Source organism: Dickeya sp. Secpp 1600 (genome assembly GCF_003049805.1).
Classification (GTDB): Bacteria; Pseudomonadota; Gammaproteobacteria; order Enterobacterales; family Enterobacteriaceae; genus Dickeya; species Dickeya fangzhongdai.
Map to the genome: position 1 here is coordinate 641,342 of NZ_CP023484.1, position 14,869 is coordinate 656,210.

The following is a 14,869-nucleotide window of genomic DNA, read 5'->3' on the forward strand; positions in this document are numbered from 1 at the left end:
TTTATAAACTAAAAAGCCAATCATATTAACGTTATGACATCGGCCCGCTAAGCAAAATAAAAAACAATAAACCGATAACAAATTTAAAGCCTATGAAATATTTGTAATTATGGAGTCACTGACTATGAACATTAACGACCAGGTGTTGAGTCCGTTTATCTTGCCAAATGGCGTCGAGCTTAAAAATCGTCTCCTGATGGCGCCGATGACCACCTGCACCGGCTTTTATGACGGAACCGTCACCAAAGAGCTGGTGGAGTACTATCAGGTGCGTGCCGGCAGCATCGGCGCGGTGATTGTGGAGTGCTGCTTTATCGATGATAAAGGGCTGGCGTTTCCGGGCGCGATTGGCATCGACAACGACGACAAGATCGCCGGACTGGCGAAAGTCGCCTCGGCCATCAAGGAAAAGGGCTCGAAAGCCATTTTGCAGATCTACCACGGCGGGCGCATGGTGGAGCCGAAACTGATTGGCGGCCAGTCGCCGGTCGGGCCGAGCGCCGTTGCCGCGCCGCGCGAAGGGGCGGCGGTTCCGGTCGCGCTGACGGGCGAAGAGGTGGAAGCCATGATCGCCAAATTTGGCGAAGGGGTGCGCCGCGCCATTGAAGCCGGCTTCGACGGCGTGGAAATCCACGGCGCCAATACCTACCTGATTCAGCAGTTTTACTCCCCGAACTCCAACCAGCGCACCGATGAATGGGGCGGCAGCCGCGACAATCGCGCCAGATTCCCGCTCGCCGTGCTGGAAATCACCCACAAGATGGCGCGCCAGTATGCGGATGCGTCCTTCATCATCGGCTATCGCTTCTCGCCGGAGGAAATCGAAGAGCCGGGCATCCGGTTTGACGACACCCTGTACCTGCTGGAAAAACTGGCGGCGCGTGGGCTGGATTACCTGCATTTTTCTATGGGATACACTCTGCGCTCATCCATCGTCGATACCACCGATCCCACCCCGTTGATTGGCAAATATGTCGCCATGCGTTCCGATACGCTGGCTAAGGTGCCGGTAATCGGCGTCGGCGGCGTGGTGAATAAAGCGGATGCCGACGCGGCGCTGGAACACGGTTACGATCTGGTGGCGGTGGGGAAAGCCTGCATTGCCTATCCGGACTGGACCGATCGCCTCATCAATCAACAGAAGCTCGAACTGTTTATCGACAGCACCCAACGTGAAGCCCTGACCATTCCCGAACCGCTGTGGCGCTTCTCGCTGGTGGAAGCGATGATCCGCGACATGAGCTTGTCGGCGAAAAAATTCAAGGCGGGCGTGTTTCAGGAGAAAGTGCAGGACGACGCCGGCGAGCTGGTGATCAACGTCAGCCTGGAAACGGATCGCATCGCCGATGTTACGCTGGAGCCTAATTCGCAGCTGAATACCGATTTCGTCAGCAGCTTTGAGGTTATCCGCTCCCGTATTCTTGACGCCAATAGCCCGCATGTGGATGCGGTCACCGGCGCCACCACCCAGAGCGAAGCGGTGAAAAAAGCGGTGTCCAAGGCGCTGGCTAAGTCCTGTAAAGCGGCGATTATGGCGGAAGGCGGCGACCCGGCGGACATGCAGCGTTATGACGTGGTGGTGATCGGCAGCGGCGGCGCCGGTCTGGCTGCGGCGATTCAGGCTTGCGATGACGGCGCCAACGTGCTGATTGTCGAGAAGATGTCCAGCATCGGCGGCAACACTATCAAGGCGTCCGTGGGTATGAACGCGGCAGGAACTCGTTTCCAGAAAATAAAAGGCATCGTAGACGACAAGGAACGGTTCTACGAGGAGACTCTGAAAGGCGGTAAGCTAAAAAATAATCCCGAATTGCTGAAACGATTCGTGGAAGGTGCGCCGATGGCGATCGAGTGGCTGGCGGAGCGCGGCATCGAACTGAACGACATTACCATTACCGGTGGGATGAGCGTGGATCGCACCCATCGCCCGGCGGATGGTTCGGCGGTAGGCGGCTTCCTGATCAGCGGTCTGGTGAAAAACATCAACAAGCGCAATATCGATGTGATGCTGGATACGTCGGTTATCGATATCGTCCATGACGCCGGCGCGATTACCGGTGTACGGGTGCTTAACGAGGACAATGAACAACTGACCATCGCCACCAAAGGCGTGGTGGTCGCCACCGGCGGGTTCAGCGCCAACCGCGAGATGGTGGTGAAATACCGCCCGGATCTGGACGGCTTCGTCACCACCAACCACCAAGGCGCTACCGGCAGCGGTATTGAGATTCTGGAGAAAGTGGGCGCCGATACCGTCGACCTGGGGGAAATTCAGATCCACCCGACGGTCGAGCAGACCACGTCTTACCTGATCTCCGAATCCATTCGCGGCGGCGGTGCGATTCTGGTGAACCAGCAGGGGCATCGCTTCTTTAACGAGATGGAAACCCGCGACAAGGTGTCGGCGGCAATTATCGGCCTGCCGGAGAAGTATGCCTATATCCTGTTTGACGAGCAGGTGAGGGCGAAGAACAAGGCGGCGGACGAATATCTGTCCCGTGGTTTTGTGGTGAGCGCCGCTTCTCCGCGCGAGCTGGCGGACAAGCTGTCTATCGACTTCCACGCTCTGCTGGCGACGCTGGAACGCTACAACCTGTTTGTCGACAAGCAGCATGATGACGACTTCGGCCGTAAAACCGCGTTGCGCCACCCCATCAATCAGGGGCCGTTCTACGCTATCCGCATCGCGCCCGGCGTGCACCACACCATGGGCGGCGTGGTGATCAACACCGATACCGCGGTGCTGGACAGCAAGAAACGGGTGATCCGGGGCGCCTTCGCCGCCGGTGAAGTGGTGGGCGGCATCCACGGCGGTAATCGCATCGGCGGCAACGCCGTCGCCGATATCATCGTTTTTGGTATTCAGGCGGGCCGTAACGCGGCATCTTACGTGCAGCTATAAGTAGAGGCAGTTATAAGTAAAGGCGGTTGTAAGTAAATGCCGTTGTAAGCAAGAATGCCTGCGTCAGCGACCGTTGCTGATGCAGGCATTATTCGCTTTTCTTCCAGGACTATCCGCCATGCCGTCAGACGATCGGGTTTACGTCTATTCCACCGTACTCATGGGCTCGCCCATTCTTCTCAAATTGTTTGAACCGAATGAACATCTGGCATCGCAGGTGTTTGGCCGCATTAAACAACTGGAGGATGCGTTGACCGTTAACCGGGCTGATTCCGAAGTCATGGACATCAACCGTGCCGCAGGCAAACACCCGGTTGTCGTCAGCCAGCCGCTGTTCAATCTGATTAAGTGCGCCAGAGAGGTCAGCCTGCTGGAGGGCAGTTGCTTCAATTTCACCATCGGGCCGGTGGTGAAACGCTGGAAAATCGGCTTTCAGGGCCACAGCGTGCCGCCCGCCGACGAATTGCGGGCATTACTGGCGCTGACCGACCCTCACCACGTCGTGCTCAATGCGCAGGACTGCTCGGTATGGCTGGAAAAAGCGGGGATGGAAATCGATCTGGGGGCGATCGCGAAAGGGTATATCGCCGATGTCGTCAGGCAATTCCTGTATCAGCACCATGTCTATCATGCGCTGATCAATCTGGGCGGCAACGTGCTGGCGCTTGGCAGACCGCAGAGCGGCGGTCAGGCTGGCTGGTCGGTAGGATTGCAAAAGCCGTTTGGCGACAACGGCGAGCTGATCGGCGTGGTTCACGTGGCGAACAAGTCGGTGGTGACGTCCGGCATTTACGAGCGTTATTTCGAGTGCGATGGCCGCCTTTATCACCATATTCTCGACCCGAAAACCGGTTACCCGCTGGATAACGAACTGCTCAGCGTGACCATCATTTCCGATGCCTCCATCGACGGAGACATCTACACCACCCTGATTTACGGCCTGGGCGTGGAAAAAGGCGTGGCTTACCTGTCCCGGCTACCGCATATCGAAGCCATTTTCGTGACCAAAGACCGGCGGGTGATTCTCTCCTCGCAGCGGCAGTATGCTTTTACGCTGCTGGATACGGGGTACGAGCTGGCTGCGGTGTGATAGCGCGAGAATGCGAGAATGCGAGAATGCGAAAGTGTTACTCTTCGCCCAGCAGCGCTTTTTTGGCTGCGGCGAGAAACTCATCCGACAACGGGTCCCCGGCGGTCGCGCGTGACAACATCAGCGCGCCGGCCAACAAAACCACCTGCGTCAGCGCCTGTTGCCTGCGCTGTTCGTGGTCTTCCGTCTCGGAAAGGGCCTCCAGTCTGCCCAGCATGGCTTTCACGCCATTGAGATACACCTCACGTACTGGCTTATCTTCGCTTTCCCGAGCCACATCGCTGGCTAACGCGCTGATCGCGCATCCGTCCTTCACGCCATCGCGGTGGGCGGAAGACAGGTAGTTTTCTACCAGCGTACGCAGGTTGCGTTGATCCGGCTGTTGGCTGAGCGCCTGCCAGCGGGTGCTGGAATCTTCAAGAGCCTTACGGCTGGCGATAGCGGCCAGTTCATCTTTGGAGGCAAAGTGCCCGTAGAAACCACCGTGGGTTAACCCGGCTGCCGCCATCAAATCATTCACGCTGACGCCATTCAGGCCACGTTCACGAAAGAGCTGTGAAGAAACCTGAATAATTTCTTCGCGGTTACGCTCCATCTGCTGTTTTGATACACGGGCCATGACTTTCTCCTCTCATCGGACGGGCATCATCTTAGGGCATGGAAATACCAGACTCAATAGATGATGCCCTTCATCAATAATGATCAACCGGTTCAGGCGCGCGGCGGTCGTAGACTGGCGATGCGAGCGCTGTCGCCGCCCTGAGCGCGGGGCAGACTGCCGGCGATCTGATCGTGCGGTGTTCCGAGCGAAATGGCGCTGGCGATCTCAAGGCGCGCCATCTGTTCATCGCTTAGCGTCACCTCCAGCGCTGTGAGGGTATCATCCAACTGATTTCGGGTGCGGGAACCCAGAATGGGGATCAGACTGGTGCTGGAATGGGCCGCTTTCTGTCGCAACCAGGCGATGGCAATGTGCAGGGGCTGTCGCTGTTGCTCCTGTGATACGGCGATGACTTCATCCAGCAGCGCGGTATCCCGCTCGATATGCACCAACCTGCCGCCAAACCCCGTCAGACGCCCTTCATTGCTGTGACGGTATTTTCCGGTCAGCAGACCACCGCCCAACGGCGACCAGAGCGTTGCCGCCAGCCCCAGCGCTTCCGCCATCGGCAGCAGTTCCCGCTCGGCGGTGCGTTGTGCCAGGCTGTATTCCACCTGTATCCCGGCGATACGCGACCAGCCGCGCAGTTCCGCCATCGTATCCGCTCTGGCGATGCGCCAGGCAGGGAAATTGGATAGCCCGGCATACTGAATTTTTCCGGCACGGATCAGATCGTCAAAGGTGCGGACGATCTCTTCAAGCGGGGTTAACTGGTCGTCAAAGTGTGCCCATAGCACATCAATGCGATCGGTTTTCAACCGTTTCAGGCTATTTTCCACCGAGGAAATCATATTGCGGCGGCTGTTGCCGGTCTGCGCGATATCCGGGGTCGGCGCCGCGCCAAGGGTATACTTGGTGGCGACCACGAAGTGATCGCGTTCGGCAGCGATGAACTCCCCTACCAACTGCTCGGACTGGCCGAACTGATAGGCGTCTGCCGTGTCGATGAAATTGCCGCCGGCGTCAGCGTAGCGTTCAAATACCTGTTTCGCTTCTTCTTTTTCTGAGCCATAACCCCATCCGGTGCCAAAGTTACCGGTACCGAGGGCCAGTTCAGAGACGCGTAATCCTGTGTTTCGGCCAAACGTGGTGTATTGCATGCTATCGATCCTTTTATTTAAATGTCGATTGACATCTATTATATATGTCATTCATCATCTATTTGGCAAGTGCGACATCCACCTTCTTCACGCTGACAAAAGGATAAATGAATGAATACCACTCCTGCTGTTCTCATCACTGGTGCGTCATCGGGGATTGGCGCTGTTTATGCCGAACGTTTTGCGCGTCGCGGCCATGATCTGGTGCTGGTTGCCCGCGACCATACGCGGATGGATACCCTGGCTGTTCGCCTGCGTCAGGACTACGGCGTGACGGTTGATGTCCTGCCCGCCGATCTTACCCAACCTGACGAGCTTGCTGCGGTGGAGACGCGACTGCGCGAAGACAGCCATATCGGGATCCTGGTGAATAACGCGGGTATGAATATCGGTGGGAGCTTCCTTGAACAGGCGACGGACGATATCGAGCGGCTTGTCGCGCTCAACACGATGGCGCTGGTGCGGCTTGCCAGCGCGGTTTCCCCGCGTCTGGCGACGGCAGGCGGGGGCGCCATCATCAATATTGGCTCTGTAGTCGGTTTGGCGCCGGAGTTCGGGTTGACCGTTTACGGTGCGACCAAGGCGTTTGTGCTGTTTCTTTCTCAGGGACTCAGCCTCGAACTGGCTCCCAGGGGCATCTACGTTCAGGCGGTGCTTCCGGCGGCTACGCGCACAGAGATTTGGGAACGTTCAGGCACCGACATCAATACGCTTCCCGCCGTGATGGAAGTTGAGGAACTGGTGGATGCCGCGCTGGTTGGTTTTGATCGCCGCGAGCCGGTAACTATCCCGCCGCTCCACGAAGCCGGGCAATGGGATGCTTATCAACACGCCCGGCAAGCCATGCTGCCGGGGTTTTCGCAGGCGAATGCCGCCGCACGTTATCGACTGATGCACTCGCCGATACAGAATTGCGTCCGTAGCGCGCCGGTTTTATTTACTCAGGCAACAGACAGCCTGATGACGAAGCAATAGACAAGGTATTTTATGACATCAAATAAACCCATCGCGCTGGTTACCGGCGCCTCATCGGGGATCGGTGAAGCTACAGCGGAACGGCTGGTGCAGGCCGGCTATAAGGTATACGGCACCAGCAGACGAGGTGCTCAGGCCGGGCAGCGGCGGTTTGAGCTGCTGGCGCTGGATGTGACTTCTGATGAATCGGTCGACGCCGCCGTGAGCGAGCTACTCCGGCGGGAAGGGCGTATCGATCTGCTGGTGAACAACGCGGGTTTTGGACTTAGCCCGGCCGGGGCGGAAGAAAGCTCAATCGAACAGGCGCAAGCGGTCTTCGACACCAATTTTCTGGGCGTTGTCCGCATGACCCGCGCCGTGGTGCCCCACATGCGCCAACAGGGCGGCGGCCGCATCATCAACATCGGTTCTATTCTCGGCGTTGTGCCGATGCCTTATGTGGCGCTTTACGCGGCCAGCAAACATGCGGTCGAAGGCTATTCAGAGGCGCTGGATCACGAATTACGCACGCGCGGTATCCGGGTTTCGGTCATTGAGCCTGCGTATACCAAAACGCAGTTCGAGTCCAACAACGTGCCGCCGGATGCGGTGCTGGATGAATACGCCCCGGTACGCCGGGCGCTGGAAAAGGTGGTGAGGCTGGCAATGGCGAGCGCGGATGATCCGGCTGTGGTAGCTGAGGTTGTACTGACAGCGGCCCGCGCAAAACGTCCGAAGCTTCGCTATACGGCAGGCGCGGCCGCGGCTCGCCTGCGACTGCTGCGCCGATTCGCGCCGGGTTTACTGGACTCGGGTATCCGCAAAAGTTTGCAGCTTGATGCGTAGCTTAGGAACTCAGCATATGACCGTCTTATCACTCAGATTCCGGCCGCTGGCTATCTTGTCGGCGCTGCTGTTCTTTGTGCTCGCCGTCGCCTGGATATCGGTGCCAGCTCTGATGCTGGCCAGTTGGGGCGTTGACTTCAATAGTTCGGCGGGGCTGGTTAGTCGTCGTTCAGCGGCGCTGTATGCCGGAGTTGGCGTCATATTCTTCCTGGCCAGAAATGTAGCGCCATCGCCAGCCCGCTCATCCCTGATGAAGGGCGTAGTGGTCACTTGCATGATACTTGCAACGCTTGGGGTGGGGGAGTTTGTTGCAGGACACGCCAATAGCGGGATCCTGCTGGCTGCCGTGTTAGAAGTGGTCCTCGCACTGGCTTTTCTTTCCGTCATTCGTACCGATAACCGCGGGCGGGCAGGCCGTTAATAGGTAATCATTCTGGAGAGCAACACTTTATGAAGGCGTTCATTATCGATCGCTATGGCCGCAGAAGCAGCGGACGAATTGGCGAAATGCCTGAGCCGGAGTTACGGGGCGATGACGTCCTGATTCAGGTTCATGCCGCCGGCGTCAATCTGCTTGATGCCAAAATCAGGAGCGGCGAATTCAGGCTGATTCTGCCGTATCGTTTGCCGTTGGCGTTGGGAAACGATGTCGCAGGCGTTGTCGTTCGCGTCGGGCCAAAGGTAACGCGATTCAGGCCGGGCGATGAGGTCTACGCACGGCCAGACCAGGAACGTATCGGCGCCTTTGCCGAATTCATCGCCGTCAAAGAGGATTCGCTGGCGCTGAAACCCGGCAACCTCAGCATGGAAGAAGCGGCTTCAATTCCGCTGGTCAGCCTGACGGCCTGGCAGGTGTTGGTTGAAACCGCAAAGTTGAAGAAAGGGCAGAAGGTGCTGATTCATGCCGGCTCCGGCGGCGTGGGTGCCATCGCTATCCAGCTTGCCAAACATCTCGGCGCTTTCGTCGCCACCACCACCGGCACGAGTAACGTCGAATGGGTAAAAGCGCTGGGGGCGGATGTGGTCATTGATTACAGGAAGCAGGATTTTGAAACCGTACTGCATGGCTACGATGTGGTGCTGAACAGTTTGGGCAATGACGTGCTGGAAAAATCGCTGCGGGTGTTGAGACCCGGCGGGCAGCTCATCTCCATCTCCGGCCCGCCCGCACCGGAGTTTGCGAAAGAACAGGGGTTGTCATGGGGGCTGAAACAGGTGATGCGTCTCCTGAGTCACCGTATCCGGAAGCAGGCCCGGCAGAAGGGCGTGAGTTATGCGTTTGTCTTTATGCGGGCCAGCGGAGAGCAGCTTGATGAAATTAGCGCTCTCATTGAGTCAGGCATCATCAGGCCGGTGGTGGATCGGGTCTTTCCATTTGATGCAACGGCAGATGCGCTGTCTTACGTTGAGACCGGGCGGGCGAAAGGTAAGGTGGTCGTCAGATTGAGATAGTGGTTATCTGTTGGTGAAGGGATGCGTGACGACTTAGCTGCCCGATGGTCCTGTGTGCTACTTTGGCATTGAATCGCCACGCTAAGCTGCATTAGTAAAAAAGCCACCCGTCAAAGGTGGCTTAATTATATGATTTTTCTGCTGAAATCTGGTGGCCCCTGTTGGGTTTGAACCAACGACCAAGCGATTATGAGTCGCCTGCTCTAACCACTGAGCTAAGGGGCCAATTATACTTCGATTATAGGTAATCCGGCTGGTGGGGTCTATAGTCTGGCGGCCATATGGTTGTTTTATATCCAGTATTCAGCAGATTGTTATTATTAAGAATTCATTGTATTTACCGTGGGGATAGGGCGGTAATCGTGAATAAAGGCAGGGGACCAGAATGTATTGGTCTGGCGTTACGCAGTGAGTAACCACGGATATAAGAAAGAAAAACCCCCGGTCGGGACCGGGGGTTGATAGCACCGATTCAATAAAGAATCTTATTAATCGTCCAGGAAGCTACGCAGTACTTCGGAACGGCTCGGGTGACGCAGTTTACGCAGCGCTTTCGCTTCGATCTGACGAATACGCTCACGGGTTACGTCGAACTGTTTGCCGACTTCTTCCAGCGTATGGTCGGTATTCATGTCGATACCGAAACGCATACGCAGCACTTTGGCTTCGCGGGCGGTCAGGCCGGCCAGCACGTCATGGGTGGCGGAACGCAGGCTTTCCGACGTCGCGGAATCCAGCGGCAGTTCCAGCGTGGTATCTTCGATGAAATCCCCCAGATGCGAATCTTCGTCATCACCGATCGGGGTTTCCATGGAGATCGGCTCTTTGGCGATCTTCAATACCTTGCGGATCTTGTCTTCCGGCATCAGCATACGCTCGGCCAGTTCTTCCGGTGTCGGCTCACGGCCCATTTCCTGCAGCATCTGGCGGGAAATACGATTGAGTTTGTTGATGGTCTCAATCATATGCACCGGAATACGGATGGTGCGCGCCTGATCCGCGATGGAGCGGGTGATCGCCTGACGGATCCACCAGGTAGCGTAGGTGGAGAACTTGTAGCCGCGGCGGTATTCGAATTTGTCTACCGCTTTCATCAGGCCAATGTTGCCTTCCTGAATCAGGTCCAGGAACTGCAGGCCGCGGTTGGTGTATTTCTTGGCGATCGAGATAACCAGACGCAGGTTGGCTTCCACCATCTCTTTCTTGGCGCGACGTGCCTTGGCTTCGCCAATCGACATGCGACGGTTGATGTCTTTCACCTGCTCGATGGTCAGGCCGGTTTCTTCTTCGATCTGTTGCAGTTTCTGCAGGCTGCGATGCACGTCGTCTTCCACTTCGCGCAATTTTTCGCACCAGGGTTTGCCCATGGAAAGCGCGGCGTCGAACCACTTGCTGTTGGTTTCATTGCCGGTGAACAGCGTTACGAAGTTTTTCTTCGGCATTTTGCACAGCTCGACGCACAGTTTCATGATCTGGCGTTCCTGCGTGCGCACGCGGTCCATCATGGTGCGCATGTTGTTCACCAGCAGGTCGAACTGCTTCGGCACCAGACGGAACTGCTTGAACACTTCAGACAGCTTATTGATTTCATCAATCGCGGTCGGGTGGCTGCGGCCATGCGCTTTGATGCTTACGCGGGTCGCTTCATACTGATCGCGCAGCTCGGTGAATTTCTGACGCGCCAGCTCCGGGTCGATGCTGTTGTCATCATCGGAGTCGTCTTCGTCTTCTTCGTTTTCGTCGTCGTCATCATCCATGCCGTCGTCGGCCAATTCGGCGTTCTCGGGCGTGGTATTCGGCGCCAGGTCTTCTTCGGCGTTCGGATCCACAAAACCGGTGATCAGGTCGGACAAGCGGCTTTCTCCCGCTTCGACGCGATCGTATTGATCCAACAGATAGGTGATGGCTTCCGGATACTCGGCTACGGAGCACTGTACCTGATTGATACCGTCTTCGATTCGCTTGGCGATATCGATTTCCCCTTCACGGGTCAGCAGTTCGACGGTACCCATCTCACGCATGTACATGCGAACCGGATCGGTCGTGCGGCCAATCTCCGATTCAACGCTGGACAATACCTGCGCCGCTGCTTCGGCAGCGTCTTCATCGGCGGTATTCTCAGCCAGCATCAGATCATCGGCATCCGGCGCTTCTTCCATCACCTGGATGCCCATGTCGTTAATCATCTGGATGATGTCTTCGATCTGATCGGAGTCGATGATATCTTCCGGCAGATGGTCATTGACCTCGGCATAGGTCAGGTAGCCTTGCTCCTTACCACGGGTGACAAGTAGCTTGAGCTGTGACTGCGGGTTTTGCTCCATAAGACGGTATCCACACTTCAGAATATTGGGGTTGGTGTCGGTCAGCGTAAATCGCTAACAATAACATTAGGGGAATTTTTCTTATCGCCGCAGCCCCCGTAGCGGCACGCTGTAGGGCTCGACCCTACTATTTATCGGCAATTAAGCCGCGGGAAATCAGTTTTTTCGCGTCAGCGCCAGTTGCAGCGACCACAGTTCCTTGCGCTCGTTCGTGCTCAGCCCATGCGTTCTCTCGCGGGCGATTAGCGTGTCCATCCGCAACTGCAGCAACTGGTCGTAGAGCTCGGCCAGGCTGACCCTGAATTTTTCTTCGAGCTCTTCCTCTTCAATCATATGGTCCCAGGCGGCCAGGGTTTCAAGCTGCTTGCGATATTTACTTTCGCGATATTTTTCCAGCAGCAGTCCCATGTTCATACCTGGGCTTTCATTGCAGGTTTTCACCAGATCCAGAAACAGCTCCAGCCCTGCAACTTTGTTCTCTTCCACCCCTTCCAGCGCCAGTTCCGGCACCTCGGCGGACAACCTCGGATTTTGTACTAAAAGTCCTATCAGTATACGCATAGTTGTGACTTTTAGCCGTGGAGGCTGGTAGGACGATGTTTGCTCCGCCGCTTTCGGCAGCAGGCGGTCCAGCTGGCTGTCGTCCAACAGCCCCAGTTTATTGCCAAGTTGTTGACGTAAGTATAATCGCAACGTTTCGCCCGGTACCTGCCCAATTAGAGGTAGGGCCAGCGTACTGAGCTTGGCGCGCCCGTCCGGGGTGCTCATGTCCACCTGCAGCAGCAGCGAGTCGAACAAAAACGCCGACAGCGGCATCGCCTGTTCGATACGTTGCTCGAAAGCAGCCTTGCCTTCCTGACGCACCAGCGTATCCGGGTCTTCGCCGTCGGGCAGGAACATAAAGCGCAACTGCCGACCGTCATCCAGATAGGGTAGCGCGGTTTCCAGCGCGCGCCAGGCGGCGTCGCGTCCGGCGCGGTCGCCATCGTAACAGCACACCACCTGATCGGTGGCGCGAAACAACAACTGGATATGGTCCGCCGTCGTTGATGTTCCTAGCGAGGCCACCGCGTAATCGATGCCAAACTGGGCCAGCGCGACCACATCCATATAGCCTTCGACTACCAACAACCGCTTCAATTCCGGATTTTTCTGTTGCGCTTCGTACAAGCCGTACAGCTGGCGGCCTTTGTGAAAAATCTCGGTTTCCGGCGAGTTCAGGTACTTGGGCATAGCATCGCCCATCACCCGACCGCCAAAAGCGATAACCCGCCCACGTTTGTCGCGGATTGGGAACATCACCCGATCGCGGAAACGGTCGTAAGTACGGCCATTATCGTTGGTCACCAGCATGCCGGCGTCGGTCAACGTGGTCCGGTTTTCGCTGCTGCGGCCGAAACGTTTTAACGCATTGTCCCACCCTGGCGGCGTACATCCGATGGCGAATTGCCGGATCACCTCATCACTCAGGCCGCGTCTGGACAGATACTCTCTGGCCGGCGTACCCGCAGGTTGGTTCAGGGTATGTTGGTAAAAAGCGCTTAATTGTTCCATCAGCTCGTATAAACTTTGCCGCTGGTGGCGTTCGAGCTGGCTCGGACCGGTGCCTGCTTCGTAAGGAACTTCCAGGCCGTGCATTGCAGCCAGTTCTTCAATGCTTTCAACAAATTCCAGACGATCATAATTCATCAGGAAATCAATCGCGTTGCCGTGGGCGCCGCAGCCGAAGCAATGGTAGAACTGCTTGTCACCGTTAACGGTGAACGAAGGGGTTTTCTCGTGGTGGAACGGGCAACACGCGTGATAATTCTTGCCCTGCTTTTTCAGTTTGACGCGCGCATCGATCAGGTCAACGATGTCGGTGCGGGCCAGCAGGTCATTAATAAATACGCGGGGAATACGTCCAGCCATAAGCCCCTTATCTATATACGTTTATAAACGACAATAAGCCGCGCATTCCTTTCGGAAAGCACGGCCTTCGTATGCAACTGCTAAGTCTGCGGATTAATCACGCGGTGGAGGATAACCCTCCAGAAAATTAATACAGACGAGTGCGGCGTGCGTTTTCTCGAGCCAGCTTCTTGGCGTGACGTTTCACAGCAGAAGCTTTAGCGCGCTTACGTTCGGTAGTCGGTTTTTCATAGAACTCACGACGACGAACTTCAGCCAAAACACCTGCTTTTTCGCAGGAACGCTTGAAACGACGCAGAGCGACGTCGAACGGCTCGTTTTCACGTACTTTAATTACCGGCATGTGCCTCTCACCTCAGTAAATTCGGTTTGCTGCTGGCCTTGTGCCAGCCTTTTCAAAATGGTGCGGAATTCTACTGCAACTGTGGCGCGTTTGTAAAGTGCATCAGCGATCATAAAACGCGCGGCGCCGGTTCGCTCGTCAGTGGACTGGCTTATGATAGACTATGTCCCGCCTGAATCAAGCAGCCGTGGCGGGCCGCCGTAAATGTAACCGCCGCCGTAAATGTAAACGAGAGTGAAAACAGCAATGCGCGTATTGGGTATTGAAACATCCTGCGATGAAACCGGGGTCGCGATTTATGACACGCAGGCCGGGCTACTGGCGAATCAGCTTTACAGCCAGGTGAAGTTGCATGCCGATTATGGCGGCGTGGTGCCTGAGTTGGCCTCCCGCGATCATGTTCGCAAGACCGTGCCGTTGATTCAGGCGGCGTTGAAAGACGCCGGGCTACAGCATAGAGATATCGATGGCGTCGCTTACACGGCCGGCCCTGGTCTGGTTGGGGCGCTGCTGGTCGGGGCGACGGTAGGGCGCTCGCTGGCGTTTGCCTGGGATGTGCCGGCCATTCCGGTGCATCACATGGAAGGTCACTTGCTGGCGCCGATGCTGGAAGATAATCCGCCGGCGTTTCCGTTTGTCGCGCTGCTGGTGTCCGGCGGCCATACCCAGTTGATCAGCGTTACCGGCATTGGCGAATACCGGTTGCTGGGTGAGTCCATTGACGATGCGGCTGGCGAGGCGTTCGACAAAACCGCCAAGCTGCTGGGGCTGGATTATCCCGGCGGGCCGTTGCTGTCGAAAATGGCGCAAGGCGGGCATTCCGACCGTTTTGTTTTTCCCCGGCCGATGACCGATCGACCCGGTCTGGATTTTAGTTTCTCCGGGCTGAAGACTTTCGCCGCCAATACTATCCGTGAAAACGGCAGCGATCCGCAGACGCAGGCGGATATCGCGCGGGCGTTTGAAGATGCGGTGGTGGATACGTTGGCCATCAAATGCCGGCGTGCGCTTGATGAGACAGGGTTCAGCCGGCTGGTGATGGCCGGCGGCGTGAGCGCCAACCGGACATTGCGCCAGCGGCTGGCGGACATCATGGCGAAACGAGGCGGCGACGTGTTCTATGCCCGCCCTGAATTCTGTACCGACAACGGCGCGATGATTGCTTATGCCGGAGCGGTTCGTCTTGCCCAGGGCGTGACGGATGAGCTTGGCATCACGGTTCGGCCGCGTTGGCCGCTGGCTGAATTGCCTGCGCTGTGATTTTCCGGCTATTCCGCCCCAAACGC

Annotated in this window: 12 protein-coding genes and 1 tRNA gene; 7 read left to right on the forward strand and 6 right to left on the reverse strand. The window is 56.8% G+C overall.

Features of this window, described 5'->3' with window-relative positions; translation table 11 throughout:
* Nucleotides 1–124: 124 nt before the first annotated feature.
* The gene (locus CPA59_RS03010; protein WP_038917790.1) at nt 125–2,902 is read left to right on the forward strand and encodes a flavocytochrome c; all 2,778 of its coding nucleotides are present in this window, start codon (nt 125–127) and stop codon (nt 2,900–2,902) included.
* A gap of 118 nt (nt 2,903–3,020) precedes the next feature.
* Nucleotides 3,021–3,992 (forward strand): FAD:protein FMN transferase, encoded by a 972-nt coding sequence (locus CPA59_RS03015; protein WP_107758678.1) that lies wholly within the window; start codon nt 3,021–3,023, stop codon nt 3,990–3,992.
* Between the two features lie 37 nt (nt 3,993–4,029).
* Here the strand turns inward: CPA59_RS03015 and CPA59_RS03020 are convergent, their stop codons facing one another.
* Nucleotides 4,030–4,611, reverse strand: coding sequence for a TetR/AcrR family transcriptional regulator (locus tag CPA59_RS03020; RefSeq protein ID WP_107758679.1), 582 nt, complete (start codon nt 4,609–4,611; stop codon nt 4,030–4,032).
* 92 nt (nt 4,612–4,703) lie between these two features.
* On the reverse strand, nt 4,704–5,753 hold the full coding sequence (locus CPA59_RS03025) for an aldo/keto reductase (protein WP_038917793.1): 1,050 nt from the start codon (nt 5,751–5,753) through the stop codon (nt 4,704–4,706).
* A 111-nt stretch (nt 5,754–5,864) separates the two neighbouring features.
* Between CPA59_RS03025 and CPA59_RS03030 the strand changes: the two genes are divergently transcribed.
* Genes CPA59_RS03030 through CPA59_RS03045 form a run of 4 tightly spaced genes read left to right on the forward strand, consistent with a single transcriptional unit; the run spans nt 5,865 to nt 9,005 of the window.
* Nucleotides 5,865–6,728 (forward strand): SDR family oxidoreductase, encoded by an 864-nt coding sequence (locus tag CPA59_RS03030; RefSeq protein WP_107758680.1) that lies wholly within the window; start codon nt 5,865–5,867, stop codon nt 6,726–6,728.
* Nucleotides 6,729–6,740: 12 nt separating this feature from the next.
* Entirely contained in the window at nt 6,741–7,553 is an 813-nt protein-coding gene (locus tag CPA59_RS03035; protein ID WP_107758681.1) for an oxidoreductase, read from the forward strand.
* 16 nt (nt 7,554–7,569) lie between these two features.
* Nucleotides 7,570–7,974, forward strand: a complete 405-nt coding sequence (locus CPA59_RS03040) for a hypothetical protein (RefSeq protein ID WP_107758682.1) — start codon at nt 7,570–7,572, stop codon at nt 7,972–7,974.
* A 29-nt stretch (nt 7,975–8,003) separates the two neighbouring features.
* Entirely contained in the window at nt 8,004–9,005 is a 1,002-nt protein-coding gene (locus CPA59_RS03045) for an NADP-dependent oxidoreductase (RefSeq protein ID WP_107758683.1), read from the forward strand.
* 149 nt (nt 9,006–9,154) lie between these two features.
* Here the strand turns inward: CPA59_RS03045 and CPA59_RS03050 are convergent.
* The 4 genes from CPA59_RS03050 to rpsU all read right to left on the reverse strand — a co-directional run bounded on the left by CPA59_RS03050 (nt 9,155) and on the right by rpsU (nt 13,583).
* Nucleotides 9,155–9,230, reverse strand: a tRNA-Ile gene (locus CPA59_RS03050).
* Nucleotides 9,231–9,493: 263 nt separating this feature from the next.
* Nucleotides 9,494–11,329: an RNA polymerase sigma factor RpoD gene (rpoD, locus tag CPA59_RS03055; protein WP_033570667.1), complete on the reverse strand. Its 1,836-nt coding sequence runs from the start codon at nt 11,327–11,329 to the stop codon at nt 9,494–9,496.
* Nucleotides 11,330–11,485: 156 nt separating this feature from the next.
* The gene (gene dnaG, locus CPA59_RS03060) at nt 11,486–13,240 is read right to left on the reverse strand and encodes a DNA primase (protein WP_107758684.1); all 1,755 of its coding nucleotides are present in this window, start codon (nt 13,238–13,240) and stop codon (nt 11,486–11,488) included.
* Nucleotides 13,241–13,367: 127 nt separating this feature from the next.
* Complete coding sequence (gene rpsU, locus CPA59_RS03065) at nt 13,368–13,583, reverse strand: 30S ribosomal protein S21 (RefSeq protein ID WP_001144069.1); 216 nt, start codon at nt 13,581–13,583, stop codon at nt 13,368–13,370.
* 246 nt (nt 13,584–13,829) lie between these two features.
* On the opposite strand from rpsU, the gene tsaD reads away from it, so the two are divergent.
* Entirely contained in the window at nt 13,830–14,843 is a 1,014-nt protein-coding gene (gene tsaD, locus CPA59_RS03070; protein ID WP_049854588.1) for a tRNA (adenosine(37)-N6)-threonylcarbamoyltransferase complex transferase subunit TsaD, read from the forward strand.
* The last annotated feature ends 26 nt before the right edge of the window (nt 14,844–14,869 follow it).